Source organism: Herbaspirillum sp. GCM10030257, from assembly GCF_042666555.1.
In the GTDB taxonomy this organism is placed as follows: Bacteria; Pseudomonadota; Gammaproteobacteria; order Burkholderiales; family Burkholderiaceae_D; genus Noviherbaspirillum.
Genome location: NZ_JBHTDH010000007.1, coordinates 279,288 through 303,971, shown reverse-complemented (window position 1 = coordinate 303,971; position 24,684 = coordinate 279,288). Strand labels below are relative to the sequence as shown.

Here is a 24,684-nt window from a genome sequence, read left to right as displayed (position 1 = left end):
ACCAGTCAGTGGCCCAGGATCAAACCTTGCTGGCGATGCGGATCAAAGAAATTACTGAGGTTCGGATTCGATATGGTTATCGTCGGGTGCACGTCATGCTGCAGCGGGAAGGCTGGCATATTAATCATAAAAGAGTCTATCGTTTGTACTCGTTGCAGGGGCTGGCCCTGCGTAGCAAGCGGCCGAGAAGGCATAAGAGCGCGCAGACACGACAACCACAGGCGCCGGCTGATGCGATGAATCAGGCGTGGAGCATGGATTTCGTATCTGATGCGTTATTCAATGGCAGAAGACTACGCACGCTGACAGTCATGGATAGCTTCACACGTGAATGCCTGGCGATTCACGTTGATGCAAGCATTCGCGGTGAACATGTCGTTGAAGTCATGGAGACGTTGTATGCACGGCGCACCGCCCCTGTTTCCATCTCCGTAGATAATGGGCCGGAATTCATTTCAAAAGTGCTCGATAAGTGGGCCTATGAGCACAAGGTATCACTCAATTTCAGCCGCCCTGGCAAACCGACGGACAATGCCTACATTGAATCCTTCAACGGCCGCTTCCGTGAGGAGTGCCTGAACGCCAACTGGTTTCTGTCCCTGGAGGATGCGCGAGACAAAATCGACGCATGGCGCCAGGACTATAATGAAGTTCGTCCCCACAGTGCGCTGGACTGGCAAACACCGTGCGAATTTGCCCGCCAGGCAAGGGCTTGCAGGAAATCCGCCTTACCTCAACAGCCGGATTTTTCTACGTAGGCGTGGTCCTAATTCCGGTGCAGGGTCAGCAGCACTGAGGCATCATATACCTGTACCGAGCCAGCGACGTACCAACCAAAGCGAAGGTGGCCGCGCTGGAAAAGATGCAGGAGACGATGCGGCGCACCGCGAGATTGAAACTGCGCATCCTGGCTATCTCAGCAACCAGGACATGCTTTACGCTGGCATCAAAGCATCTTTAGCTGACGCCAGATTGGAACGCGGCGATCGAGAATAGCCTGAACAATCACCTCCAGTTCGGCAATGCTCGCTTCCTCGGATTCAACCGGTATGCCGTCTTTTGTGACACGACATCCTTTAGCCAGCATGCCCCTCCATGCGTCCATGGCAATGGCATGCACATCAATGGATTCCCGGCACATGGCGAGATACACCAGGCGTTGTACCAGTCCGGCAACGACACCGTTGCCCAACAAAGGTGAAGCAAGCGCCTGGTAGCTGTCACTGCCGAGGGAATGAAATGCAATCGATTGATTCATGCGGCGCGCGGAATCGTACTCCATCGTCGCGGAGCAAAGAAAAAATGGCGATGCCTGGCCTGACGCAGTCAAGAGTGCTGCGATTTCGGCTAGCGTTGATAACTTTTGAGTACGCAATTGAGGGAGCGTTGCCAACTCCATTAACGTTTTCGGTCCTGTTTCAAGCGCATCGAACACCGGAATATACAGATCTTCCCTGCCGCTCACAGCGCCGATACCGATCTCCATGGTCGTTGTGGCGGTATCACGAAGAACCGTGAGTGCTAATCCAACCTGTTGCAGCCATTCCGATTGCCGCGTCTGTGTCATCCGACGGATGTCGCGTACGAATATATCCCGGCGAAAGAGAGTGTTGCGACAAAAATCCGTTGCAGTCTCGCGCAGGACAGGATTCGGAATCTCGTTGATCAACAGTTGCTGTTCCGGTGTCAGATATAGATGCGGAAATGCCATTGGCAAGTCCGCCGATCCCGCATAATCCAGTCCGGCAACACCGAAATCCCGTGCGATGTCGGCGTGATACAGCGGCTGCCAGCCTCGATTCATGTACTCATGTGCGAGGTAATCAGGATTGAGAGTTTTCAATGTCTGCAATCGATACTCCAGATTCGGATTATCGACAAAGTAGCCCGCCTTGAGATCGTGCAGCCGCTCGATGAATCGTCCTGCTTTCTGTACCTGAATGTCACTTCGATCCGGATGTTGATCAGCATGCTCCAGCATGAGTCGTTGCAGAGGCAACGTTGAAGACCAGCCCGGCATTGCGTTATAACCCAGAAAAACGATGCCGCCCGGTTTCAAGTAACGATCGACAAAGTTGACGATATGCTTGCGCTGTTCCGGCACGACCCACGTATAGATTCCATGCATCGTGATGAAATCGAATTGCGGCAGGTCAGGCACACTTCCTTCTGCCAGTTCGGCAAAGCTGCTTTCGAATAGCGTCAGATTTTCCAGGCATGCGGCGGCGGCCAGTTTTCGTGCACTAGCCACTTGGACAGGATTGATATCGGCCGCATAAAATTTTCCTTGCGGATTACAGGCCGCGAGAATATTCGACGTAAGTCCCTGACCGAAACCGAGTTCGAAGTAGGTAAAAGGCCTGTCAAGCGGAATCGGTTCGATCCCATTTAATATGCAGGCAAAATTCAGATGCGCAGGGGATTGCTCACAAAAGAATCCCGCAGGATATTCAACATCCGATACATAACCACAATTCCGATCCATGACATGCTTCCAATATGGGTTAAAGGCTACGTGCCATGCTGTCCGTGGCATGAGCCGGTTCATCGGCTTCAAGAACGTCAGTTTGCGATGTTAATCACAACCCCTGGTCTGACACCGTTGCTAGAGTTTGTTGTTTCATCGCACCTTGTCGTTGGTTGCAATGAGGCTCAGCGCCATCTCAACAACTTCCATCATGGCATTCCACGGTCCAGGCCCGAGGAGCAGGATGGACGAGACAGCACCGACCACCGCATGTGCATCATTTCCGCTAGTGTCTCGAGTTAGAGGTTCGTTGCAAAGGAAAAGTGATGCAATGGTTGTCAGGCTAGACTCAAACCGCAGCGATAGTGATGCTATCGCGCGGAGGTGCAACGACGCATGGCGGCCATTGCATCACTTTTCTCTAACGAACCTCTAACTCGAGACACTAGCTGCTTGGCGCGTTGTTCAACTCGCCGGTTTATGCCGCATCGATGATTGATTTGGCCAGTTTGTCGAAGCCCTTGATTTTCCCTACTGCGTTTTGCTGCTCCATTCGCCATAGCGCAGCATCGAACGACTCTTGCGACACCTGCAACATCTTCTTTTCCTGAGCTTGCGCCATTTTGTATTGGTCGACAGCGCTACTATCATTCGTCTTCACGAAGTTATCCTCCCAACAAAATTTCCAATTCCGGAATAAACGTGCTTCATTTCATGCATTGGCATGGAGTGAAGTCGTTCGCCGTATCAGGATTTGGCTCGACAAATGATGCTTCATTTGTCGAGCCAAAAATTACACACCAATAGAGTTTGCGTCTCCTGATACCTTGGCGGCGCCCTTCATGTTCGCCATGACACGATTCGTTTCCAGACGTGTCACAGAATCCAAGATTGACTGAGCCTCTACTCCATGAGCTGCCATTTCACCGGCTTTAGCCAGACCTAAACTAACACCTGCACCCATAGTAACCTCCATACCTCAATTGATAGAATGATGTTTGCGACCGTCACATTCGTGAGCGGTCATACATGAGTGACTCGCCCGCGAAAAACGGTTCCGAAACTTTGAAGAATTTTTTCCATACTGACCAACGGAGTGCATCACAAAGGTTTGACCTGCAATACGGTACTAATGCTATTGGCCAAGTCGCGTGGCAAGGTGTATTACGGTCATGGAAGAACAAGCGATCGCCAGTTTGATTATCGGCATGTCGACTTGCTGGAGTGTGGGTTTCGCGTAAGTGCTGACCATTTCTCTCGTGGAGTTCGTGCAAACGGTCAATCAAGGTGCTATGACCTTCAGTGAGCGGACACCTGCCGCCATGCTTTGGCGAACTCCGAAGTATCCAGAATGGCGTCGAGGACGCCAGCTTCATCCGCCAGGGTGTTTACGGGAATGTTACGAACAACGACATAACATCCTTCATCCGCATGCCACAGGAATTCATATTCACCGGCACGGGACTGCGATGCGGCAAACTGCCCGGGCAAGCGGACACCGTACTCCGGTTGTTCGCTACGAGGCAGCAAGACGGTAATCGAGAGGCATTGCACCTCACCGTTGATCACCACGGTCGTCCTGGTGTTGACGTCTCCAAACCGGAGTTCGAGGACTGGTGCGAAATGGGTCTGATCGGCCTGACCGGCCAGTTCAACAAGATCTTGCAATAACCTGTTCATGCCCCCTGCGGAGCCATCCAGCGCATCGGCTGCATCGGAAATTTCTGGTTGCACGATTTTGGTCTTCGTTTGTCCAAGCGATGTGTCAGGATGCTGATTGTCGATGGTAATGCTAACTATATATGTCATCTTATTCAAGATGCGAAAATCCGGAAATAGTCCTGATCATCTCGGATGACCATGCAAATGGGAAGTGCCCGCGTGCGTAGCAGTTCCCTTGCGATTTCAACATCATGCTTGATTTCCGGCGCTATCCTTACGTCTGCAAATTTGACTGCGAAGAATCACCCCGGGTTGACTGGAACAAGCGGTGTGCCCTTGGGTCTGGCGCATTTGCGTTTGGCCGGTGCCTGTTGCGTCCCCACGCCGATCGAGTCGATCATCTGCAACGACGCGGGTTGCACGACAGGCGCACTGCCGGTCTCCTGCCCGGTCGATGATGCGTCGCCGCGGGAGACGGGTGCCGCAGCAGTGGCCAAGGTAGCCGACGACATTGTTTTACTGTCCCGCTCATAATCAAGGTTTGACGATGCCGGCAGTTTCGTCACCCCGCTATTGTCTTCCTTGATGACCTTCTGCCCCACTCTGGAAACTTTGGAACGGGTCAGCGCAGGTGTGCCGGCCGAGCCGGTCAGACGCGGCGTGATAAGGAACAGGCGCTCACGCGTGCTGTGATTCTCCGTAGTGCTGCGGAACAGGTTGCCGACCACCGGCACATCGCCCAACAGCGGCACCTTTTGCAGCTTATTCGTCACGGATTCCGCGTGATATCCGCCAATCATCAGGGTTTGCTGCATATCGACAATGGCCTGCGTGCTGATGGTCGAGCGCGTCACACCGGATTTCAGGCTGGGGTCGGCTAGCGTGCCATCCTCGATATCCACTTCCAGCCGTACCCGAGTGCTGTCCCCTTCGTGCACGATACGCGGCACGACGCGCAACATGGTGCCCGCACTCACGCTCGCCAGATCGGCAACGCGCTCGCCAACCAAGGACACATAGGCAGTCTGACTCAGATCGAGAACAGCGGCCACGTTATCGAGCGTCAGCACGGTCGGCTTTGCCAGCACATGTGCCTGACCACGGCCTTCGAGCGCTTTCAGACGAGCGTAAAAGCGGGCCGCGTTGCTGATCAGGAGGGTCGCACCTGGCAATGGCAGTTCGGTCCCCAGCGAGTCCGCCATCGTGCTGTTCATGGTCGATACGGTATTGCCGCTGCGAACGCTCCATTCGACGCCCAGCTCGGACAACTGACTGCGATCGATGTCGACGATCAGTGCCTCGATCTCGACCTGTTGCGGTTCAACGTCCAGTTCCGAAATCAGAGCCTTGTACATCTCACGCTTATTGATGTTGTCGTAAATCATGATTGCATTGAGCGACGGATTGGCCTCAATGCGCGGACGATCCTCACGCGTTGTCGTCCTGGCTTTAGCCGCGCGCTCTTTGCCGCTGTCGTCCTCGGCATCGCGCGCGGTCCGTGCCTTGGACGACGCACTGTAGGTGCCAACCTCTTGCGCCATGCCCCTGCCGGATTTTTCTTCGCGCGAGCGCTTACCGCTTCCCGCATCGAAATTGGCGTGGCCGCTGCTCAACTTCTCCGGCGATTCCGGACCAAGCAGCAGACCGTTCAGAATAGTCTTGACGCCAGGGATGGTCTCGGATTGCCCGCGCGTGTTGATCACACGGTCGGTAGCGCTTGCATACTTCAGGCGAAACAACATGATTTGCTTGCCTTTCTGCCCTTCCTTTTCCTTGTTGGGCATCAGCACGCCGCGCGCCAAGTCCACATAGGCACGCGGGCCGCTGACGATCACCACGCCTTCGTCCGGCAGTTCGCCCCAGCCGAACCGGCTGTCGAACAAGCCCAACCCGACCAGCGCCGCCTTCGCATCCTGCACCGCATCCTCGCCCACCTCCAGACGCATGGAGGTGGTATCGTCGCGCGGCACGACGTACAGCGTATCGTTGTAGACGAACCAGCGGAACTTGTATTCCTGCGCAAGGCGATCCATAAATTCGGTGCCGCTGTCGGCCTTCAGGCGCCCCTTCACCATTCTGCTGTCGCTCACGCTGCTGGTCACGCGCACGCCATAAGTGCGGCCGAATTCATTGAGGACGTCGCGCAAGGCCATGCCGTTGGCGTTGATGGAAAGCCCGGTGTCTTTCCAGCCGGGAGGCGTTGCTGCCTTTGCTGCCGGTGTCCATAGCAGAGAGAAGGCAACCAGGATGAGGGTCAGCCAGCGCTTCATGTCGAAAGTATTCATTATTTGGCTCCTGCGAAAAGCATGCGTAGGCGTTGTTCATTACGATCGGCGATCTGGCTCGCCGGCCTGGGTTTTTCCGGCGTAAGTGCCGCGCGCCACATGCTCAATTGATTCAGAATATTTTCCAGCGGCTCTGCGGCTTCCGACCAACCGCTCACCTGCGGCAACCATTGCGTCAACACCAGTGCGCTGCCATCGGGCGTCTGCCCCAGACCGGCATCAAACCGTAGCGCACTTTTGAACCCAAGCTTCAGCGCCTCATGCAGCTGAACCTGCGTATAAGACTGGATCAAATACGCGCCCAGCTCCGCGCCAGACGGGCCTACCTTCAAGTAGACTGACTCGCCGTCTATTTCGACCGGTTCATCAAGCGGTTGCTCCTGCAGCCATTGCTCGATTTCGTCATTTTCCATGATGTTTACTTTGTCTCGTTCAAGACAGTTTTCATCGGTTTTTCCAACAGCTTGAATTGCGCCTGCAAAGCCTGCTGGGCTGTCGCCTGCTTCTCAAGCAGCTTCATGAATTCTGCCGGGTCGGGCTTTTCGCCATTCATCTGGCGTTCCATGAAATGGTCAATCTGATCGTTCGCGCCGTCGAGCTTGTCGTTCGTGCGGCGCAACGCATACATGGACTGGCTGCTGGTGCGGGTGTTGTAGGTATCCGACATGGTGTGTCCCCATTGTTCCAAGTTGTTCTGAACCAAGAACGCCGTTTTGCGCTGGCATTCCTATATGAGTGACACGAGATGGGAATGAGTTCGCAATGGCGCTGTCTATTTTTGACGATGGAGATGTAACCGGGCATCGCTACACATCGTTTTGGATTGATGCAGTCGAAACCGGCACGCCCGGCAGGGCTGGAAGAGTGCGGCTGCCCCGTATGAGAGCGATATGCGAGAGGAAGTACGCATTGGCAGATTATCGAAAACGTCGTACGCGGGCCGATTTTTGGCAGGGGGGCGCGCCTGGGAAGCAGCGCCCTGCGAATTTCCCGTTCCGCCCTGCGGATGATACGTCGGGCGTCGCAGGGCAAAAGGCGGCCCGCGCGACAGTTTTTCAACAACCTGTCAATGCGTGGTGCTACAGGTAATGGCTTGTGCCAGATCGAGAACCCGGGGTCTTGGCGCGAAGCTGGCACAACAATCAGTTACCGATTCTTCCCCAATCTTCAATCATCTTTGCGATGAATTTTATGCTGTCCATGATCCTTTTGGCCTCCAGTCTTTCCAAGGCTTCCGCCGCCGCCTTCAATTCCATCTCGTGCATTTTCGCTCCCTGCTGCTGAAGGGCCTCCAAATGCTGTTCGTGCGACATCCCCGCATGCGGCGGCGGTGGCGCGCTCCTACGCGGTGGCGGCGGTGGCGGTGGCGCGCTCCTACGCGGCGGAATGGCGAGCTGTTCAAGCTTTCCGATATCTTGCTGCTGCTCTGGCGTCAATTTTTTAGGGTCGACTGCCTTGTACTGGTCCAGGATAGCCCGCGCGAATTTCGGTATAAGCTGTTCGTTCAGGAACGCGTTCCGCGCCTTTAAGTCGCCCTCATCGATTCCAGAAAGCGGAGTAAGCCATTCTTGCTTGGCATGCGCCATTAAATCGGCGTTGTTCAAAACCTTTTTTAGCGGATCATCATGGGATGGGGTGCGATCAGACGCCATTTTTTTTATCTGTCCCAGCTCGGCATGCAAGCGCGCCCCCAATGCCTGGCCCTGCTTAGCCCTGGCGTGTGCCGACGCAGTCGTGGTGACTCCAGGTTTCGATGACGACGCGTGCGACTTGGGGACCGGCTCCGGCTCCCTACGCAAGCTTACTGGCGTGTTGTTTACATGACTGATAGTACCCATGTTTCCTCCAAAAATCCAAGCCCTTGCTATCGCAATATGGGCAATTTCGATTGTTAATTACCTCTCAATACTGGCAACCCAAAGCGGCATGATCTTCTCACGCCACCCTACTCCTCGATCGGCGTCTCCACCACGTGCGCAAATGCCGACGTCAATGCCGCAATTGCAGCACCGAAATCCGCGCACCACTCCCCGCTCGCCGCCTCCAGCCGGCAGCTCCCCGGCATCAGCGAAGCATCGACCTTCACCTCCCACTCCACCTTAGGCAGCAGCTCCGCATCGTCCGGATGTACCCGCAGCATTGGATTGACCAGCTTCGGCGGCGCTTCCTGCAAGATGCGCTTCAATGCCGCTTCCAGTTTTTCACGCGGCGTCGCCTCCAGCACCAGCCGGTCGAACAATCCCTTCGCCAGTTCGATGATGATGTCTTCCGCCTGCTGCAGGAACCTGGCGTTCGTCTGTTCCAGTGTCTTGATCAAGGCATCGGCGCGTTGCAGGGTCTGTATTTCGGCTTCCTGCGCCAAGCGGTCGGCTTCCACGCGCGCGGTTTGCAGCAGCGTTTGGGCGTCCGCTTCGGCGGCCTCGCGGATGCGTTGCGCCGCCTGTCGCGCATCCGCGGTGACGGCGCGGGCGGCAATGCGCAGCACGCCATGATCGGGGCGCAGGCTGTCGTCCTGGGTGATGGTGTCGAGGCAAAAGGCTGTCATGGCGCGTCCGTGTTCAGTTCAGGTCGTATTCGAGTTCTTCGCTTGCTTCAAGATCGTCTGTGTATTCCGCTTGTCCTGCGTATTCGGCGCGCGTTGCGTCTTCATCTTGCGCTGGCAGTACGAGGCGGGATGCGGCGGTTTCCGCCTGGTTCCGGCACAGTGCCCAGCACCGTTGCGCACGCGTTGCACTCGGGTCCGACGGTGCGCGGCTTGCCAGGGCAAGCCGGGTTTCCAGGCTGGTCGCAAGTTCCGGCGCCAGCAGGAGTCGCAAGCGCGACCACAGGCCGGGGAAGTCCTTGTCCAACCGCCGCGCGATTTCACACAATCCGCGCAATTCGATCGTATCGCCGTCGGCGAAGACATCGCGGCATCCGACCAACGGCTGAGTGGCGGCAACGCTGACGCACCACTTGCGCTCGTCGAATCCCAGTTCGTCCAGTACCGCGGAGTCGTGCTGTCTGGCCGCGATCAATCCGGCAAAGAGGCGCGCCGCGCCGACCAGTGTCGTTGCACTGTCGACTGCGGCGATTTGCCAAGCGGGGTCGAATTGCATGGGCAGATCCGGTGCCACGCGGGCTTGTTCGCACCAGATCCGGTAGCCGTCTCGCCGTCCCGCCCGGGCAGTGACGGCATGCAGCGCCGGGACCGCGCTTTCCGCGTATACCCAGGGCTCGAACCACCAGTCGATGAATGCGCTTGAAAGCATGTCGTTTTCCTTTGGCTGCCTCATGCCGATGCATTTAAGGACACATCGCGCCCGCAATTTGAGGACGTGATGTGTCGCCGATCGTTTTCAATCATGACTGCATGCACGGATCGTCCTCAGTTCGATGGCTGGGGTGCAGTCGGTGTTGCCTTCTGCGGCGCTTGTTCATCACTCGTTTCGTTGTCCACCTTGAACGGCAAGACCTTGCCGAAACGCTTGCGCATCCATTCGGCGGTCTTGGGATGCAGCCGCAGTATCACGAACAACATGGCAAGCAGCGCCAGTGCAAACACGGCGATGATGCCGGTGATGGTGCCGATCAAGCCGCCGGCGGAATCGGCCATGACATGGAAGGGCCCCACGGTGGTCCATTCGACCGCCGGTGCGGTGAGTTCGCTGGCGGCGAGCACGACCGAGACCTTGCTGCGCCCTTCTTCGCCGGACAGGCCCGGAATGCTGGACGCGACCAGGTTGCGCACGCGCGGCACGATCATGTCTTCGTCCAGCGGCGGGACGTATTTGATGAATACCGCCGCTGAGGAAGGCTGGATCGGCTCGCCCGGCGCGACGCGTTCGGGTAGAACGACGTGCACCCGGGCGGATATGACATGGTCGAACTGCTGCAAGGTGTATTCCAGCTCCGAGGAAAGACCATGGATATAGCGCACCCGTTCTTCCAATGGAGTGGAGATCATTCCTTCCTTCTTGAAGACCTGTCCCAGGTTGGACAGATTGCGGCGCGGCAGGCCGGCAGCATTCAAGGCCTCGGTGGCGCGCGAGATGTCGGTGTCCTTGACCGACAAGGCAACGCCTTCCTTGGTGGTCCGCTTCTGCGCATCGACGCCGTGACGGTTGAGGACGGTCACCATTTCGTTCGCGTCGGCGTCCTTGAGACCCGACTGCAGGTCGACTACCTTGCCGCACGCGCATAGAAGACTCAGCAACAACAGCGCCGAAAGCCGCCCTACCGCGACTGGCATGAGCCGCGAGCGGGTTGTGATTCGCGTTGCGAGAGGATGGCGTGGCCGCGCTTGCATGCGTAGGATCATGGCTTCATTGGAGCTTGGTGAGTTGATCAACAGATGAGGCTGCCTTGGATACCGTCTTCGCGACGGTCTGTACCCGGATCGAATAATCGTTGAGCGCCATCATGGCCTTCATCAGCTGCATCGAGTCGCCCGTGCGGGTGGCGGTTTCGAGGAGCTTGGAAACGTATTGCTGATCCTTGTTGATCTCGGTCGCCAGGTTTGTGGCACGCGCGCCGATCTTCTGCCCCAACGATCCATCGTTGCCGGGTCCGGTGACGCCTTGCACCCCGCCGGCACCGGCGTTCATGTGCCGCTCCAGCGCGGCGCGGAATTGCGCACCGTCGGCCGCGCCGGCTCCACGGTTTTCAATCGAAAGAATTTCCAGATTGAGGCGCCCGGTCGAGGCGGCACTGCCGGAAGAGATGTTGGCAGCGGGGGAAATAGCGGCGATTTCACTCACGTTCGGCTCCTGAAGATGTGGTTTCTAACTATCCATGGGTGGCGGGCCTGGTTGCAAAGTTCCATCGCGCGCCAAAACCCTTAATGGCTAGAGGGATTTCATATTGGTGTGCGGAGAAGCGGCTCGTTATGAAACCCGCTCTACATGCGTTGCGTGTTAGTGCAATAGACTCACACCAGATTCAAATAAGGATCAATTGCACCGTCGCCATGAGGTGTGCTGAATGCAGCAGCGGACGTCTTGTCGGCCAGACGTCCTGCTATGCGCCCAAGTCCGATGTATTTGTCGGAATTGGCCGGTGGCGGGACTTTTCGATATCGATGTATGACGTACGCAACGGCGGAAGTAGCTGCCGCAATGATCTATGGCACCAATACCCTGCGCCGACCGCGCCAGCGCCACCTGCTGCGTTGGCCATGGGAGACCGGTTCTGGTGCCGGCGGGTACACGGGCTTGGATATATCGGAAGACGGCGTGCCCGCCTTCGGCTTATCGTCGGAGACATTCCTGTTGCCCGACTCAAGAGATTCGTCGTCGGACGTATCGGCGGCCACGGCCATCGGTGTCGCCTTTGCAGCATTATTCGTTGCTGTTTGGTCGTACTCGGCCAGCTGGGTTCCGATAGCGGCATCGACTGGTTCCGGTGGCGGGTTCTTCCATTGGGCACCTTGGTTTACTACGGTCAGCCAAATGCCGCCGATATGCGCGAAGTCGCCGCAGGGGCGAATAATTTCGCCCGGCAGCGCATTGGATTGTGCATTGCCTAACTTCCGCTCCGGCGCTACCGCATGCAATCCCGACTCAGTTAGCATCTGCGTTAGATGCTGCTCCGCGACGCTTGGGTCGAGCAGCAATGTCGCCCTGCGATGCAATTCATTCGAAATTCTCAACTCAACCATGATAACGCCTCGCCTGAAGACAACATGTCGATGAGTGGCGGTTTGTGGGCGCGGGTTCCATCGAAGCCATATTTACCGAAGCAGTAAAGGCCACCATGCAGGTAGCGCATACAAGATTCTTGCGACTGTTCTTTTATTAATCCGCCCAGCTCGTGCAGAGAAAAACGTCCGCTTATCCAGCTGCATGCAATCCAGATAGCATCCACATGGAACAACTTCTTCTTTTCTGGCACTTATCGATAACTAAGCTACATATCAGAGTCCTCCTGACAAGGAGGATCATCGGAAATCAATAAGTTGCCTGATTAATTTTCTCGCGCCCACAGAACAGGGCGTGCGGCATTCAAATTCTTCAAGCGCTTGGCTTTTGGCACTGCTGCTCCGGTGCGATTGCGTTCATTCATTCTGACGCGGTCGTTTTATCAAATATGACTCGCGCACTTACTTATCAATTCTTCTCTGCCAGGCGACATGTTCTACCATATGGAAAAAAGTCTTCTCTCCCTCCCCCTAGCGTTGGCCGCATATCCCATTCACGTAGCCAACGGACTGAAGGAATATGCGACTACCATCCGTCGCTACTATCCGAATGGTCGCTTTCGTCGCACCGATCTGCTGTGCCTTTGGGCTTATCTGACACGTGACCCATATACAATTTGCGAGCGCTTCCTAAAGAGCTTTCCTGACGATCAAGTGCAAAAAATGTACGGCGAAAGTTTTTTCACGACGCTCGAGAAAGTCGCCGACACGATCAAGCTTGACAGCAAGGATGTGGTCTACGACCTGGGCTGTGGACGCGGGCGCAGCGTTTTCTGGTTCAACGCAATGTTCGGCTGCCGCGCTGTCGGCATCGAAATCAATCCGGTATTTGTCACCCAGGCACGGCGGATCCAGAAATCGCAAAATATCGATGAGGTCGAATTCGTACTTGCCGATTTGATGGATGCCGACTATAGCGATGCGACCGTCATCTATTTATACGGCACTGCATTCAGCGATACGGCGATTGTCAAACTGGTTGAACACTTTGCCACGCTGCGACCAGGGACGCGGGTTGTTTCGGTCAGTTACTCCCTCATACCCTATACGGATGTGCCGATGTTCGAGTTGGAACAGAAAATCAGCGGAAAATTTCTGTGGGGCGAAACCGATATCTATATTCAGCGCAAGCTGTAGTTGCACGCCTGAGAAAGCGATTTCATTTGTATTGGGTGAGGTGCGTATTGATCTTGTTCCCGTATAACCGGATGCGGCCTAGCGCTTGATTCGCATATCTTCCTGAGCTTGACGCACCAACGTCTCCTAAACATGTGAGGCGATTTTCACCTCGGTGCAGAACGTGGTTAGTTTAAACGGGCCAGGAACTTGCCATGGAACATCGGAATGTCCTTTAAGCCTTTGATTTTAGAGAATTTTATTTCGATGAATGTTATCGACGGCATTCATTAAGCATTTTTTGCGAGCAATGATAATAGAAAATAGCCTGAAATCGAGTCTATGGCGTATCTAGACTGCGCGTCAGCCACTCCACAGAAAATACGTAATGAAAATTGGCTTACCCGGATTAGATTAAATGGAATGGATAGATTTTTGCTCGACTCGGTTCATTCATCGACAGGCAAATAGACACGATGCCCCATCTCGAAATAGATTGCGATCGATAGTTGGATTGGGCCGCATTTGTAATGCGGTACGATGCCAATCACAATTTGAGACCGTCATCACATTAGATCATCGTAATACGGCAGCATGATTTTTCCTTGCCATTATGGAGCTACATATACCATCTCATGCGAGAACACTTCTGAAGCCTTTTTAGCATTCGCTCAAATGCATAACGGAGCTGATGTCGTATGTCACAGCAATGCCTATTCGGGATGGCGCCTTTTCATTTTCATGATGGTAGAACGTCTGGCTCAATCGACTACCGTCGTACACGGTCCGATGATGCTTTTAATACTTCTCCTACTAGTCCAGACGAAACACCTACAACGGGACGGTAAGGTTCCAAACTAAACCGAGTTCGACATCGTCTGATACAAGTCATCAGTTGCCTTGGTAAGGATGCGATTCCATCGGGCATGGCAAGTTGCTAGCAGATATGGAGCTTACCTGGACGGTCAACTTGTGAATGCATGCGTTTATCGCTCAATGTTTTTTGTAAGTGTTTGATTTTAAAAGAAACGGCGACTCGCCAGATGCGGCAGACCCTCATATCTGGCTTCTGTTTTCCCGGTTCACGGTGCAATGCTACGGATTTCCCGCCTTTATACATGTCTTGTTTTCTTCGCCTAGTCGCCGGTCAGCAAAAGTAAGCTTCCGGTCTTCGAAACCTTACGCCTGACCGCAGTAGCGCCAAGGCAGTGCGAATATTCAGCGGCCTGGACCCGCCTTCCATTTCAATGCGGCCGCATTCCTCAATGTTCACAGATGCTCTAAAAATCCCGATGACACCGTTTTCATTGCAAACCTCATATCCATCACAATGGCGGTGCAATCGCTGCTGCAATGCCTTTGCTTCGCTGAGCTTTTCGTCGTCATCTTGCTGAACACGCGCTTGTTGAGCAAGATGAGCAAAGTCGATATTCGCCACGGTCAGATCACGAAGATAGCTAAAAAGCGCTCGTCCTTGCAACGCAAGCGTGTCGATTCGAGGCATGCGATAGGTGACGATATCGGAGAGACGTTTGCCATGCGCCCTGGCGATTTTCATCAACAGAAAGATGCCGCTTTTGCTTACGCCTCGTTCCAGCAGATGCACAAGATCTTTTGGTAGTCGGGTTGCTGGATCAACGTCGTCAGATTGCTTTGGCAGTTTGTCGCTTCGGCTTCTGGACGGGATTGAGTTCTTCGAAGAAGACTGTACTTCCTTGGTATGTTCTATATCACTATATATACCGTCTCTCATTTTGAGAGACGGTGGCCTGTGAATAACTTCCTGCAGGCCGAGCAAGACTAGCGCCTTCTGCGTGAGCACGATTGGGGCAATCCAGAATCTTCCGGCGTTGGGACCTGCAGCAGCTGATTTATGCTTCTGCGGCTGCCGGATAATATATTCGCGTGCTTCCAGCTCTGCCAGGTCGCGTTGTATCGTCTGAACGGAAACGGAAGCCTCATGTGCGAGCGCTTCCCGGTACGGGAAAATAGCCGCTTTGGTTTTTAAGTTGTAGAACGCCAAAATAGCGTGCAGTGCCCGCCTTCCCCCCTTTTTAAGGTCCATGCAATTATGCGGATGCTTAGTGGCTGCCTGGGCGTTGATCAGCGCTCTTGGCAGGACACGACCCTGGACTGGTGTAGGACGATACGCAGGTTCAGCGGACAAGCCGGTCCCTGACCCAACTTGATTTTCGTTAGGGTGCAAAATATCACTCCGCTGCTCGCGGACGAGCGCAAAGGTCTATGGGCACACACTATTGGGAAGTTTCGGGCGAATGTTGCCCTGATGCGTCTGTGATAAATCACAAAAACATCCCCAAGCGTGCAAGAAATAGCTGTGGCGTCTTGCACTTCGAAGAACTTAGGGATAGACTCTGATCTGCGTAGTGATTGAGAGTCTCCTTCCCCTAGGTGCTCCGATTGCGGCAAAAACCCGGTCCCCACCGGGTTTTTGCTTTTTCGGCCACTAAAACATTCTGTTTTACGGCTTCATCGTATTTTCTCCAGTTTTTTCTAAGTCATTGATTTATAGGGATCTGGCAACTCGCCAAGCCTAGGTTCCATCTTTCAATGCTCGTACCCTGTCTTCTAACAGCTTGGCAATCGCCGCATTTACTTCAGCCGCTTCGGCCTCGGAGGTACAATCGATCCGTACCATCGCTCTGATTTGGCGTAACGTAGCGTACTTGGTCTTTCCAACTTTAAACGTCTGTTCAACCGGCATTGGCTTGACGGGCTTTTCAATACCGGCTGTTGCCGCGTAACGCAGGGCATCGCGCTCTTCAGAGATATCCCCGTTGAAAAGCTTTTGTACAGCTTCTGCCACCTGCCCTGCACGCCCCTTGATACTCAAGTCAGCCAAGGTTTCCGCGGCTGTCGCGCCAAGCAGTGAGGGGCGCTCTTGCAGAAGCTGATGAGCAGCCTCCGGTAACTTCTGAAAAGCGAGCAACCGTTTCAACTGTCGCAGTGAAGTACCGACGCGCTCGGATAAGTCCTTCTCATCCAAATGAGGATGCTTTTCCATGATGCGCTTGTAACCGCGGTACTTGTCATAATCCGGCAGCTTGGCAGCCAAGGCATTTGCGAAGAAAGCGAGATCCTCTGCTTCGTCATCGCTTGCATCCGCCAGCCATGCCTTGATCTGTTTTCTACCCAGGTCGCGGTAGATCTGTACCCTGTTATGGCCTGACACAATCTCAAATCCCCCTTCAGGACGAACACGAACAGTAATAGGGGATGCCAGGGGATTGTGGGAAAGGTTATTTTTAAGGTCTTCGTATTCATCGGCGGCCAACCGGCGGCGCCGACCGGCCACTTCATGCAGTTCGTCGAGGCTGATCTCCATCGCTCCGCCCTGCTCTTTTGCCCGGCGGAGGTCTTCTTCCAGTTCATTGATGCGTTCCTGCCAGCGCTGCGCTTCGATACGGAATGCGCCAAGCTGGCCGGGCATGGTGACAGGTGGCGAATTGGCGGTACGACCTTGATGTTGTTCCAGTCGACTGCCAAGTGCCGCCGTACGGCTTTCGAGTTTCGCACCGAGGCCGGTACGTTTGTCAGGAGTAGGCTTTTTGTCGGTCATCGATTACTCCGGAACGGCAGTGGGTTCTTTGGATTCACTCACTTCGGAGCCTTCGTCAGCAGCTTCCCAGACAGCCGTCACCTCCTCTTCAAGCTCATCAACCAGACCATCGAAAGCTTCCAATGCGCGGTTGTATGTACGTGCACTACCCTCGTAATTACTCAGGTCATATACCGTCTTGAACTGCGCCGAAGCGTTTTTTACGACATCCGATTCCAGGACTTCAGATGTCCCGAGAATGTCCGGGTAGGTCTGACGAATCCAGCCCCGTACCGCGTTGGTCGTCGAAGCCGTCTCCTTGACTTTCGAAAGGAAAATTTTGATGAACTCAAATTCCTTCTGAATCGGCCTCATCTCCTGCATCTTCGTGAACAGTTCTGCAAACTGCCGGAAGAACTGCGTACTGGACGCGTAATCCAAGGTTTCCGGCGGAACCGGCACAACCAGTCCGTCAGTCGCCATAAACGAAGCGATCGCTAAGTATGAGAGGGTAGGGGGGGTATCAATGACGATGATGTCGTATTCTTGACGGAGCGGGTCAAGCGCCAGCTCCAACACACGCCAGAACTCAAAACTGGGGTCTTGGGACTGTTTGTTTGGCAGATAGAAATCTGCACCAAACAGAGATGGCGAAGCTGGAATGAAAAACAGGTTATGCCAGTACGTTTCCTGGACTGCGTAGCGAAGATCGGTCTCCTCGCCATATACAGCCGGCATCACCGTCATTTCTTCTGGCACTTCCGCATCCGGAATATAGCCCATCATTGTTGTACTTGATGCCTGAGGGTCAAGGTCCATCAGCAGCACCTTGTAGCCACGGAGGGTGAAGCCCTGAGCAATTGCGACCGCATTCGTCGTCTTGCCGACCCCGCCTTTGAAATTTCCGACGCTGATTGACACCGCGCCAGTACCAGGCGACCGATATTTTTTACCGCCAATTTTCCGCACGATCGCCTGCGCTTGTGCAAGGGAGTACTCCCGGCTCCGACCATTTCCTTTGACGGTACCGGGTTCGATTTCACCTTTTTTGACGAGGTAATTCAGTTTCTCGAGCGTTACACCGGAAAGCTTTGCGACACGTGGGCCGGAGACGATAGGTGCCATTTTGCGAGGCCATGGCTCAAGCAGAATGTTACGGAGTTCTGTGAGAGCGCCGCCAGCTCGGTCTGCGATGCTGTTCAGCCTCACAACATCAATTTTTTTACGTTTCAGTGTCAACGGTTTAACGCTCATGCCTACCTCTCTTAAGAATTCCATGCTTATCCTATTTTTTAGGCAAAGCATGGAATTGCCAGATCATACCGTTAACAAGCTGTAAACGTAAACGAAAAGCTCGTTATGCAATAAAACGATCGATAAGCGGCAAACCTCTCGTCTTAAAATGAAAAACTGTACCTATATACGGCGTCAGAGCTACATAGTTAGTAGCCAGGTTGACTTGTACGCATTCTCGATAGCGCTCCATCCTGGTGAATAAGTGAACGGAAAACCGGGTCAATTGATTCCACAGCCATGACCGCATGCGCCTTAGTTTTAATGGGTGTTCGATACCGCCATTTACGCTCGCCGTGCAATCTACTGTCTGACACGTGCGTAACCGGAGGGGAGAGAGTCGTACGATGACTACGAATTCGAGACCATTGATACTGTCACGCATTTAAAGATAAAACCACCACACCGAGTTAAAACTCTTGTAAATGAAACCATATCGGTGAAGTGCGTAGATCCATCATGGTCGCTATTGCCGCCATCAACGTTGAGGAACGCGGCAGCGTTCGCTATTAGTTACTCGCCACCTTCCGACTCGAGAAAATCCAGGATCTGGCTATCCGTCGGTGCTCCCCACAGTTCGGTTGCGAGCCAGTCAGCGAATGCATTCCGCACAAGGGCCATTTCCAGCCCCTTCTTCAGATACGGCTTGATGCTTTTATCTGCCTTTTTGGAGAAGGCGGTAAAAAATCTTTTCTGCTCATCAGTGACAAGCTTGCCATAGTGGACCATCGCATCCTTGGCGCGTGCAACCAGAAACCGCTCGCGAAGATTTTTCTTTTTCTTTGGCGCTGCTGGCGGTGCCTCGGCAACTTCCAATACTTTGCCGTTGGCATATCCTTTCTTTATCGCCGTCCGAAAGTAAGCCGCCGCGGAGTCAACGGGCGCTGCCCGAGCGTTTTTGAGCCGGCTCTCAACGAGGTCTATATGTGCCAGCACAACGTTCTCATCGTAGGACGTATAGATTTGAATAGCCTCGTCTTTTGAAATGCCAAAGGCAATGATCCTATCCACGACTTTGGTATTGATGATGGGGATCGAGGGCAGCTCAAATGACGCCTGGGCTTTGAGATATACCTTGAACTGAAGATCCGCTACACGGCGGCCCTCCCTGAATTCAAGAAGCTCTACTTCGATATCCGTGATCGCATTTATTTCAGCCACGGACTTGAGGACGTGATCCCGCTTAAAGTATTTATATTCCGGAAGATTGGTATCGTTGATCGATGTCCCGGTCACTCTGTAGTACCAGCTTTCCCACTTTTCCCGGTTTGTAAGATGGGAAGGGCTGGAAGCGTACCGGCGGCAGACCTCGTACAAGGCCAGGCTGGAAGCTGTACGCAGCTGTGTCTGATACCACAAGCTCATCTTCGTGTAGATGCTCGGTGCCAGCACCATCTGCAAAACTTCGGGAGGGAAGGAAAATCCCAGCCAGACTGTTCCGCCTTTACTTTTCAAGCCCTTGGAGTTGTAGATCTTCACACCGGACAAAAGCCGTTCGCTTGTCCACATCTTCGTGCTCTCTGCCTCTACGCGAATGTTTTGCAGCTCATTCGCGTGTTCCTTGAGCGTTTCATAGTCGTTACTGTTGTATCTGGTGTCCTTGACGACATCCTGCATCGATATCCAGAAATAGGATTCGGCCGAAGGTTCATCGACAGGGGCATTGACTCCAGGGCGCTGCTGCTGCTGGGCCGCCGAGATGAACACGTTGTAGAGCTTTCGGGATAGAAGACTAAATTGCCCCTCTACCACGCGTAAACCGATTGAATCATTCGCCTTCCGAAACTCGACGATCGAGTCCGGACCATTATCCTCTTCACTAACTACCGGAATCACTGCATTCGGTTTTTTACTTCTCGGCGCCATGGTTCGAGTAGAGGTGAAAATCGGTACTATGCATGTAAGGTGATTTCCAATCAACCTTTTTTTCACGTTTGGATTGGCGTAATACCGATTTCACCTTTGTGTTCCCGTAGCGCTCACCAATAGATTGTTCCTGTAGCGCTCACCGATATGATGAGACCTTTACCGAGTCCACTCACTCGTGTTCCCTAAAGTACTCACCTATTCAGGAAATGATACCGAGTCCACTCACTTCTGTTCCTGTATGACCTCACCAGAGTTACGGATGCTCTCACCCAAACCAGCTACAAGCCTTACTGGATGCGGGTTTGCGGGGATCCTTAATGGTTTACAAGGTTTACAAGGGTTTACTATCAAAAAACCCTCAATACGCGAGCAATAGGAAAACAAGCAAACTTCACGGTTACTTAAGCAGATGGCGGTATCAGTCACCCCTTTAACAACCAGCGGTCCTTCACGCTAAGGAATCCGCTGGCAGGCGACGCGGGGATGTTCATCCGCATCGTGAACGGTGAGCTCTACAGGAACAACCCTTCCAAGGCATCGGTCTAGGTCAGCGACGGTTGAAAACATTTAGCGCTGTGGCACCGGGCGGGTAAATCTTTGAGTCTGTTTTCTCAACGAAATATCGACTTTCTTCGTTCAAAGGTGAGCTACACAGGAACATGAGGACGCCAACCAGCTTGCAAAAAGCTGCTCGTGGCAGAAATAGCGCGTGCTTAAGGTGAGTTGTGCAGGAACGCTGAGCTTCATGTTCCCGTCGGGCTCACCTTAGCAAGCCAAGGTTGGAGCACTTATCTTCGTCTTGAAAGACCTTTCACATAGTCAACAGGCTTCCAAGGTAAGTAAGTGTGTACTTTCTTCGAGCGCCACCCCAAATCGTCCTCCTTATAGACGGGAATCCGGGCAAAAGGTGAGGGTGTTCCCGTCAAACTCACCTTACAAAAGGTGAATACGTTCCTGCTAGGCTCACCGGTGATCGCCACTATCAGGAACCAAGCCTTTATTTTTATAAAAAGTTCCATAATTGAAATAGGTAGTTTGTGAGCGAGCCAGAGTGTTCCTGTAGAGCTCACCACAAAAAAAGGGTGAGCTGTTCCCGTATAGCTCACTCTCAGAATCTCTTCATCCGCAATGACCTACAGGTCATATTCCGACGGTTATGGAAGCAAGCGATGAAAGGTGAAGCGTTCCTGTAATGCTCACCTTTCACCATAAACCTCCCAACAAGGGTAAAAGGTCAATCATGAATGCCAAGTTGTGGCTGAGTAGAAATACATGTTTGAATAGAAATTAAAAATCACTATTTCATGCTCTTTTTGCATGTCATATCTATTACCGTGTCGCACATCCGCTGAAAAGCTAGTGAAATACCTTGCTCATAGTATCGATTCTTCAAGTAGCCTCAAGAATTGTTAAAGGTGGCCACTATAATGGTTGAATGCATTATTCCTGGATACAGCAGCAGCGCAGAACATGACGCAAGCTCTCTCCGGCATGCTGCCATCCTTATCCAAAAGGTCCGCGATGCCGCGGCGGGAGCGAACAGCAATTATGTGTGTAGGATTTCAAACACAACACAGACGGAAGGGATGGGCAGGGCAGTCAAATGGGGACAATGACAGCTCAGGCATCGAAAGGGAGGCGCCGCTGCCCTTTTGATACCGCCGTCCCGTATCGCAGATTGGGAGGTATTTCAAGACCCGCAGAAAGTTGATCGGATGAATGTCGCAGGCTATGACCTTGCATAGCCGGGCACGCCGGAATTCAGGGAAACCTTGCGCGATGCGATTGACGCGCCATGACGGGTCAATGCTTCATCGATTCCTTTGCGGCTATCTGTAACGTCTCTGGAAAGTCCTTCAAGCTTTCACGGAAAAAACGCCGTTCCTTCGCCCGGAGTGTCGACATCAGTCGTGTAAGCCGCTCAACAGCAGAATAAGCGTCCTTGGACAATCCTCGTTCATGAGTACAAAACCAGGCAGACTCCAACAACAGATTAGCAAGCTGGAGTGGCCCATAGTGGGCGCGGCCCGCGTCATGTTCTTCTAAAGCATAGGCGGCGACACTGGACCAATTGGTATAGCCCTTGGCTTGCGAGAATGGTGCATGAAAGGGCCGGGTTGCATCTAATACCTGTTTCACCGTCAGTGGAGATTGTGCACGAAAAAGCCCTTCGGCATTGGCGCCACGGCATCGACCGCGTACGATACGCAGTAGGAAGATGGTATTCCATGCCGAACCTCCGCCTACGCCGAAGCGATCACATATCCACTCAGAGAGGCCGATCCAGCGCAATGCCTGGGTCTGCACCGATTGCTCACTCTGCTCGCGCGCCGGATCAATCATGCCGTTCTTCCAGCACAGCCACAGCGTCAAGCCGATGTTAGCCGCAACATCCTGCGCTGCATCAATCGAATCGGCTTCATAAGCTGCCTGCAATGCCTCAGAAAAGTCGGTGATCGCCTGCGATGCTGCATGCATCCGCTCAGCAAGTGTTAGACCTTTAAGGTTCATGGCCATCGCCTTATGCACGAGAGCCCGGAGGTTGAGATACTCAAAACGTACGCGCGGGTTATAACGAATGACCGGATGCAGGTTAACGTCGCCGGCGAGACGCTCGAGTTCGGCGTGAGCGGCTACCTGTTCGCCCCGCGCATAGTGATTCCAGGCACGTGCAATGAATGCCATCGCTGAGAAGGTCGGCACGGAAGTCTCGCCGCACGGCTTGGGAAGCCGGACAAGCCGTTTCAGGGCATCCTGACTGCGCTCCAGATGACCATGTTTGCGCCATGCCAGACATTCTTTCAATACGGACAAGGCGGCCTGAAAATTGTCTTGTGCCGAGCGCTGTGCGGCAAGGAAGCTTTCCGCCACGTTTGTATCCGATGCAAGCGGAAATCCGTCCTGCGCCACGCGCATTGCCTGCGTGAGTTGGTTCCAATAGGTGACGTCCTGCATCACATACTTGACAGGGTCACGGCGAAGCAATTCAGTGGAGCCCAACCCAAGAAAATGTGACAACGTTTCCATGTCCACGCTAACACCCTGGGCGCGGATCTGCAGGCGCGCCGCATTGGCTGGGGCTATCCAGAACGGTCCATGGCTGCGCCGCATCGGGCTCAACAACTCGGGAGGAGACGAGCGGTCACGCCCCCATCCGACAATGACGCCCCACTTGGCAAAATCCGTGAAGGCCCGCGAAATCATCATGCGTAAGTTTGCGTTGCCGGGGAAGCGCGCCTGTACCACAGAGACCGTTATGCTACCTCCGTCGGTCTGCTCGGCGTAGTAGACGCGCAGAAGCAACCAGAGCGATTGAAACCGGACCGTGTGCCCGTTTACCCGATACGGTGGAGCGATGTCGATTTCGATTGTCGTGGTAGTGGATGTCATGGCATCGATGTCGTCATGTGAGCTTTGAGGCAATCCCGAGATGTTACAGAGGTTACGGTTTGTTGATTGGCGGATTATGGTTTGCAGCCTAAGATTCCGCTCACGTTGGGCTCAACTACAACATCATTCGAATATATTTGCAGAGGACATACTATGAAAACACTCGCTCGCCTGTCATGGGGGATGACGATCTCCTGTATCGCCTTGATAGCCGCCAACGTCGCTCACGCTGTCGATGCTCGCATCGAACGCTATGATTTTTCGCCTCTATTTCAGAAGGCCAATGTGCAGGGGACCTTTGTACTTTTGGATGCGCAGTCCGGAAAAACCTTGCGCTACAACCCAGAACGGGCCCGGACACGCTTTTTGCCGGCCTCGACCTATAAGATCCCCAATTCTATAATCGCTCTGGAAACCGGGGTGGCTACAGGTGCGGATTTTTCCCTTAAATGGGATAGCATGCTTGTCCCTCGACAGTCCTGGTGGCCTCCGGTATGGGCACAAGACCACACGCTACGAACAGCGTTGTCCAGCTCAGTGGTTTGGTATTACAAGGAACTTGCCCGTCGGATTGGCCCGGAGCGCATGCAGTCGTACGTGGACCGTTTCGACTACGGCAACCAGAACATTTCCGGTGGAATCGACCAGTTTTGGCTCAGAGGCGGATTGCGGATTTCTGCCGACGAACAAATCAAGTTCTTACAACGCTTCTATGACGGGAAACTGGGTGTTTCCGAACGTACGACCCAGACCGTCAAGGATATCCTGGTACTGGAGCAAACCCCAGACTATCGACTTAGCGGAAAGTCAGGCTGGGCTGGAATGGGTGATCCTACTGTATCTCAAGTTGGATGGTTTGTGGGCTATCTGGAACGCGCGGAAAGAGTGTATTTTTTTGCGATTAACATCGACATCAAGAAGCCTGAAGATGCCCAGGCAAGACTATCAATCATAAAAGCTGGCCTTCGCGATCTAGGCCTAATTTAGTAAAGCACGTGCCTCCATGGAAAAGGATTTATACAAATGCGAGTAATCCTTTAATCAGCCTGAAGTGCGACTATTTCGGTTTTCGGCGCCGTGGAGGCATTCTCTTGTCCGGCTTACATATTTCCGATGCGTACTCGGTCGTCACTGGCCGTGTTTCGGATCGGTGCCGTCATTGCGCCGCTGCCGAAACAGATATCACTTTTCGAAGTCATCGAACCCCCTCCTCATGTTTATGGTATTTGCAACTCTTGCGCAAGGCGCATATATTCGTTCTTTCGGCAAAAGGACAGCAAATCGATTGTTCCGCTGACGAGGTCGACAACGGCAGATGCGTGGCACCTGCCTTAACGGCATAGCCGGGACAAACAATGGATTATTT

Annotated in this window: 21 protein-coding genes and 1 pseudogene; 4 read left to right on the top strand and 18 right to left on the bottom strand. The window is 53.7% G+C overall.

Features of this window, described 5'->3' with window-relative positions:
• A partial coding sequence (locus ACFQUU_RS13780; protein WP_382247980.1) for an IS3 family transposase occupies nt 1-758 on the top strand: 758 nt, incomplete at its 5' end.
• Nucleotides 759-832: 74 nt separating this feature from the next.
• Nucleotides 833-945 (top strand): annotated as a pseudogene (locus tag ACFQUU_RS13775) (IS481 family transposase); the annotation flags it as partial.
• Between the two features lies 1 nt (nt 946).
• On the opposite strand, the gene ACFQUU_RS13770 reads toward ACFQUU_RS13775, so the two are convergent.
• From ACFQUU_RS13770 to ACFQUU_RS13710, 13 genes are all read right to left on the bottom strand, one after another.
• The gene (locus tag ACFQUU_RS13770) at nt 947-2,485 is read right to left on the bottom strand and encodes a class I SAM-dependent methyltransferase (RefSeq protein WP_382247978.1); all 1,539 of its coding nucleotides are present in this window, start codon (nt 2,483-2,485) and stop codon (nt 947-949) included.
• Between the two features lie 460 nt (nt 2,486-2,945).
• Nucleotides 2,946-3,128, bottom strand: coding sequence for a hypothetical protein (locus tag ACFQUU_RS13765; RefSeq protein ID WP_382247976.1), 183 nt, complete (start codon nt 3,126-3,128; stop codon nt 2,946-2,948).
• A 132-nt stretch (nt 3,129-3,260) separates the two neighbouring features.
• Nucleotides 3,261-3,431, bottom strand: coding sequence for a hypothetical protein (locus tag ACFQUU_RS13760; RefSeq protein ID WP_382247974.1), 171 nt, complete (start codon nt 3,429-3,431; stop codon nt 3,261-3,263).
• A 335-nt stretch (nt 3,432-3,766) separates the two neighbouring features.
• Nucleotides 3,767-4,276 carry a hypothetical protein gene (locus ACFQUU_RS13755; RefSeq protein WP_382247972.1) on the bottom strand — a complete coding sequence of 170 codons (510 nt, stop codon included), beginning with the start codon at nt 4,274-4,276 and terminating at the stop codon, nt 3,767-3,769.
• A gap of 155 nt (nt 4,277-4,431) precedes the next feature.
• Complete coding sequence (gene sctC, locus ACFQUU_RS13750; RefSeq protein WP_382247970.1) at nt 4,432-6,414, bottom strand: type III secretion system outer membrane ring subunit SctC; 1,983 nt, start codon at nt 6,412-6,414, stop codon at nt 4,432-4,434.
• Complete coding sequence (locus tag ACFQUU_RS13745; protein WP_382247968.1) at nt 6,414-6,827, bottom strand: hypothetical protein; 414 nt, start codon at nt 6,825-6,827, stop codon at nt 6,414-6,416. The genes sctC and ACFQUU_RS13745 overlap by 1 nt, the downstream gene beginning before the upstream one ends.
• Nucleotides 6,828-6,832: 5 nt before the next feature.
• A complete protein-coding gene (locus tag ACFQUU_RS13740) occupies nt 6,833-7,081 on the bottom strand; it encodes a hypothetical protein (RefSeq protein ID WP_382247966.1) in 249 nt (82 codons plus the stop codon).
• A gap of 475 nt (nt 7,082-7,556) precedes the next feature.
• On the bottom strand, nt 7,557-8,096 hold the full coding sequence (locus ACFQUU_RS13735; protein ID WP_382247964.1) for a hypothetical protein: 540 nt from the start codon (nt 8,094-8,096) through the stop codon (nt 7,557-7,559).
• Nucleotides 8,097-8,359: 263 nt separating this feature from the next.
• Complete coding sequence (locus ACFQUU_RS13730) at nt 8,360-8,959, bottom strand: FliH/SctL family protein (protein WP_382247962.1); 600 nt, start codon at nt 8,957-8,959, stop codon at nt 8,360-8,362.
• Nucleotides 8,960-8,972: 13 nt separating this feature from the next.
• Nucleotides 8,973-9,665 carry a hypothetical protein gene (locus ACFQUU_RS13725; protein WP_382247960.1) on the bottom strand — a complete coding sequence of 231 codons (693 nt, stop codon included), beginning with the start codon at nt 9,663-9,665 and terminating at the stop codon, nt 8,973-8,975.
• A gap of 116 nt (nt 9,666-9,781) precedes the next feature.
• Nucleotides 9,782-10,645 carry a type III secretion system inner membrane ring lipoprotein SctJ gene (sctJ, locus tag ACFQUU_RS13720; RefSeq protein ID WP_382247958.1) on the bottom strand — a complete coding sequence of 288 codons (864 nt, stop codon included), beginning with the start codon at nt 10,643-10,645 and terminating at the stop codon, nt 9,782-9,784.
• A gap of 73 nt (nt 10,646-10,718) precedes the next feature.
• Nucleotides 10,719-11,153, bottom strand: coding sequence for an EscI/YscI/HrpB family type III secretion system inner rod protein (locus ACFQUU_RS13715; RefSeq protein WP_382247956.1), 435 nt, complete (start codon nt 11,151-11,153; stop codon nt 10,719-10,721).
• Nucleotides 11,154-11,515: 362 nt separating this feature from the next.
• Nucleotides 11,516-12,052 (bottom strand): hypothetical protein, encoded by a 537-nt coding sequence (locus tag ACFQUU_RS13710; RefSeq protein WP_382247954.1) that lies wholly within the window; start codon nt 12,050-12,052, stop codon nt 11,516-11,518.
• Nucleotides 12,053-12,535: 483 nt separating this feature from the next.
• Between ACFQUU_RS13710 and ACFQUU_RS13705 the strand changes: the two genes are divergently transcribed.
• Complete coding sequence (locus tag ACFQUU_RS13705; RefSeq protein ID WP_382247952.1) at nt 12,536-13,228, top strand: class I SAM-dependent methyltransferase; 693 nt, start codon at nt 12,536-12,538, stop codon at nt 13,226-13,228.
• Between the two features lie 1,126 nt (nt 13,229-14,354).
• On the opposite strand, the gene ACFQUU_RS13700 is transcribed toward ACFQUU_RS13705, so the two are convergent.
• The 5 genes from ACFQUU_RS13700 to ACFQUU_RS13680 all read right to left on the bottom strand — a co-directional run bounded on the left by ACFQUU_RS13700 (nt 14,355) and on the right by ACFQUU_RS13680 (nt 23,318).
• Nucleotides 14,355-15,272 carry a hypothetical protein gene (locus tag ACFQUU_RS13700; protein ID WP_382247950.1) on the bottom strand — a complete coding sequence of 306 codons (918 nt, stop codon included), beginning with the start codon at nt 15,270-15,272 and terminating at the stop codon, nt 14,355-14,357.
• A gap of 489 nt (nt 15,273-15,761) precedes the next feature.
• A complete protein-coding gene (locus ACFQUU_RS13695) occupies nt 15,762-16,658 on the bottom strand; it encodes a ParB/RepB/Spo0J family partition protein (RefSeq protein WP_382247948.1) in 897 nt (298 codons plus the stop codon).
• A 132-nt stretch (nt 16,659-16,790) separates the two neighbouring features.
• Nucleotides 16,791-18,044, bottom strand: a complete 1,254-nt coding sequence (locus ACFQUU_RS13690; RefSeq protein WP_382247946.1) for an AAA family ATPase — start codon at nt 18,042-18,044, stop codon at nt 16,791-16,793.
• 528 nt (nt 18,045-18,572) lie between these two features.
• Nucleotides 18,573-19,925, bottom strand: coding sequence for a replication initiation protein (locus ACFQUU_RS13685; protein WP_057293058.1), 1,353 nt, complete (start codon nt 19,923-19,925; stop codon nt 18,573-18,575).
• 1,806 nt (nt 19,926-21,731) lie between these two features.
• Nucleotides 21,732-23,318 carry a hypothetical protein gene (locus ACFQUU_RS13680; RefSeq protein WP_382247943.1) on the bottom strand — a complete coding sequence of 529 codons (1,587 nt, stop codon included), beginning with the start codon at nt 23,316-23,318 and terminating at the stop codon, nt 21,732-21,734.
• A 153-nt stretch (nt 23,319-23,471) separates the two neighbouring features.
• Between ACFQUU_RS13680 and blaOXA the strand changes: the two genes are divergently transcribed.
• The gene (blaOXA, locus tag ACFQUU_RS13675) at nt 23,472-24,305 is read left to right on the top strand and encodes a class D beta-lactamase (protein ID WP_382247941.1); all 834 of its coding nucleotides are present in this window, start codon (nt 23,472-23,474) and stop codon (nt 24,303-24,305) included.
• The last annotated feature ends 379 nt before the right edge of the window (nt 24,306-24,684 follow it).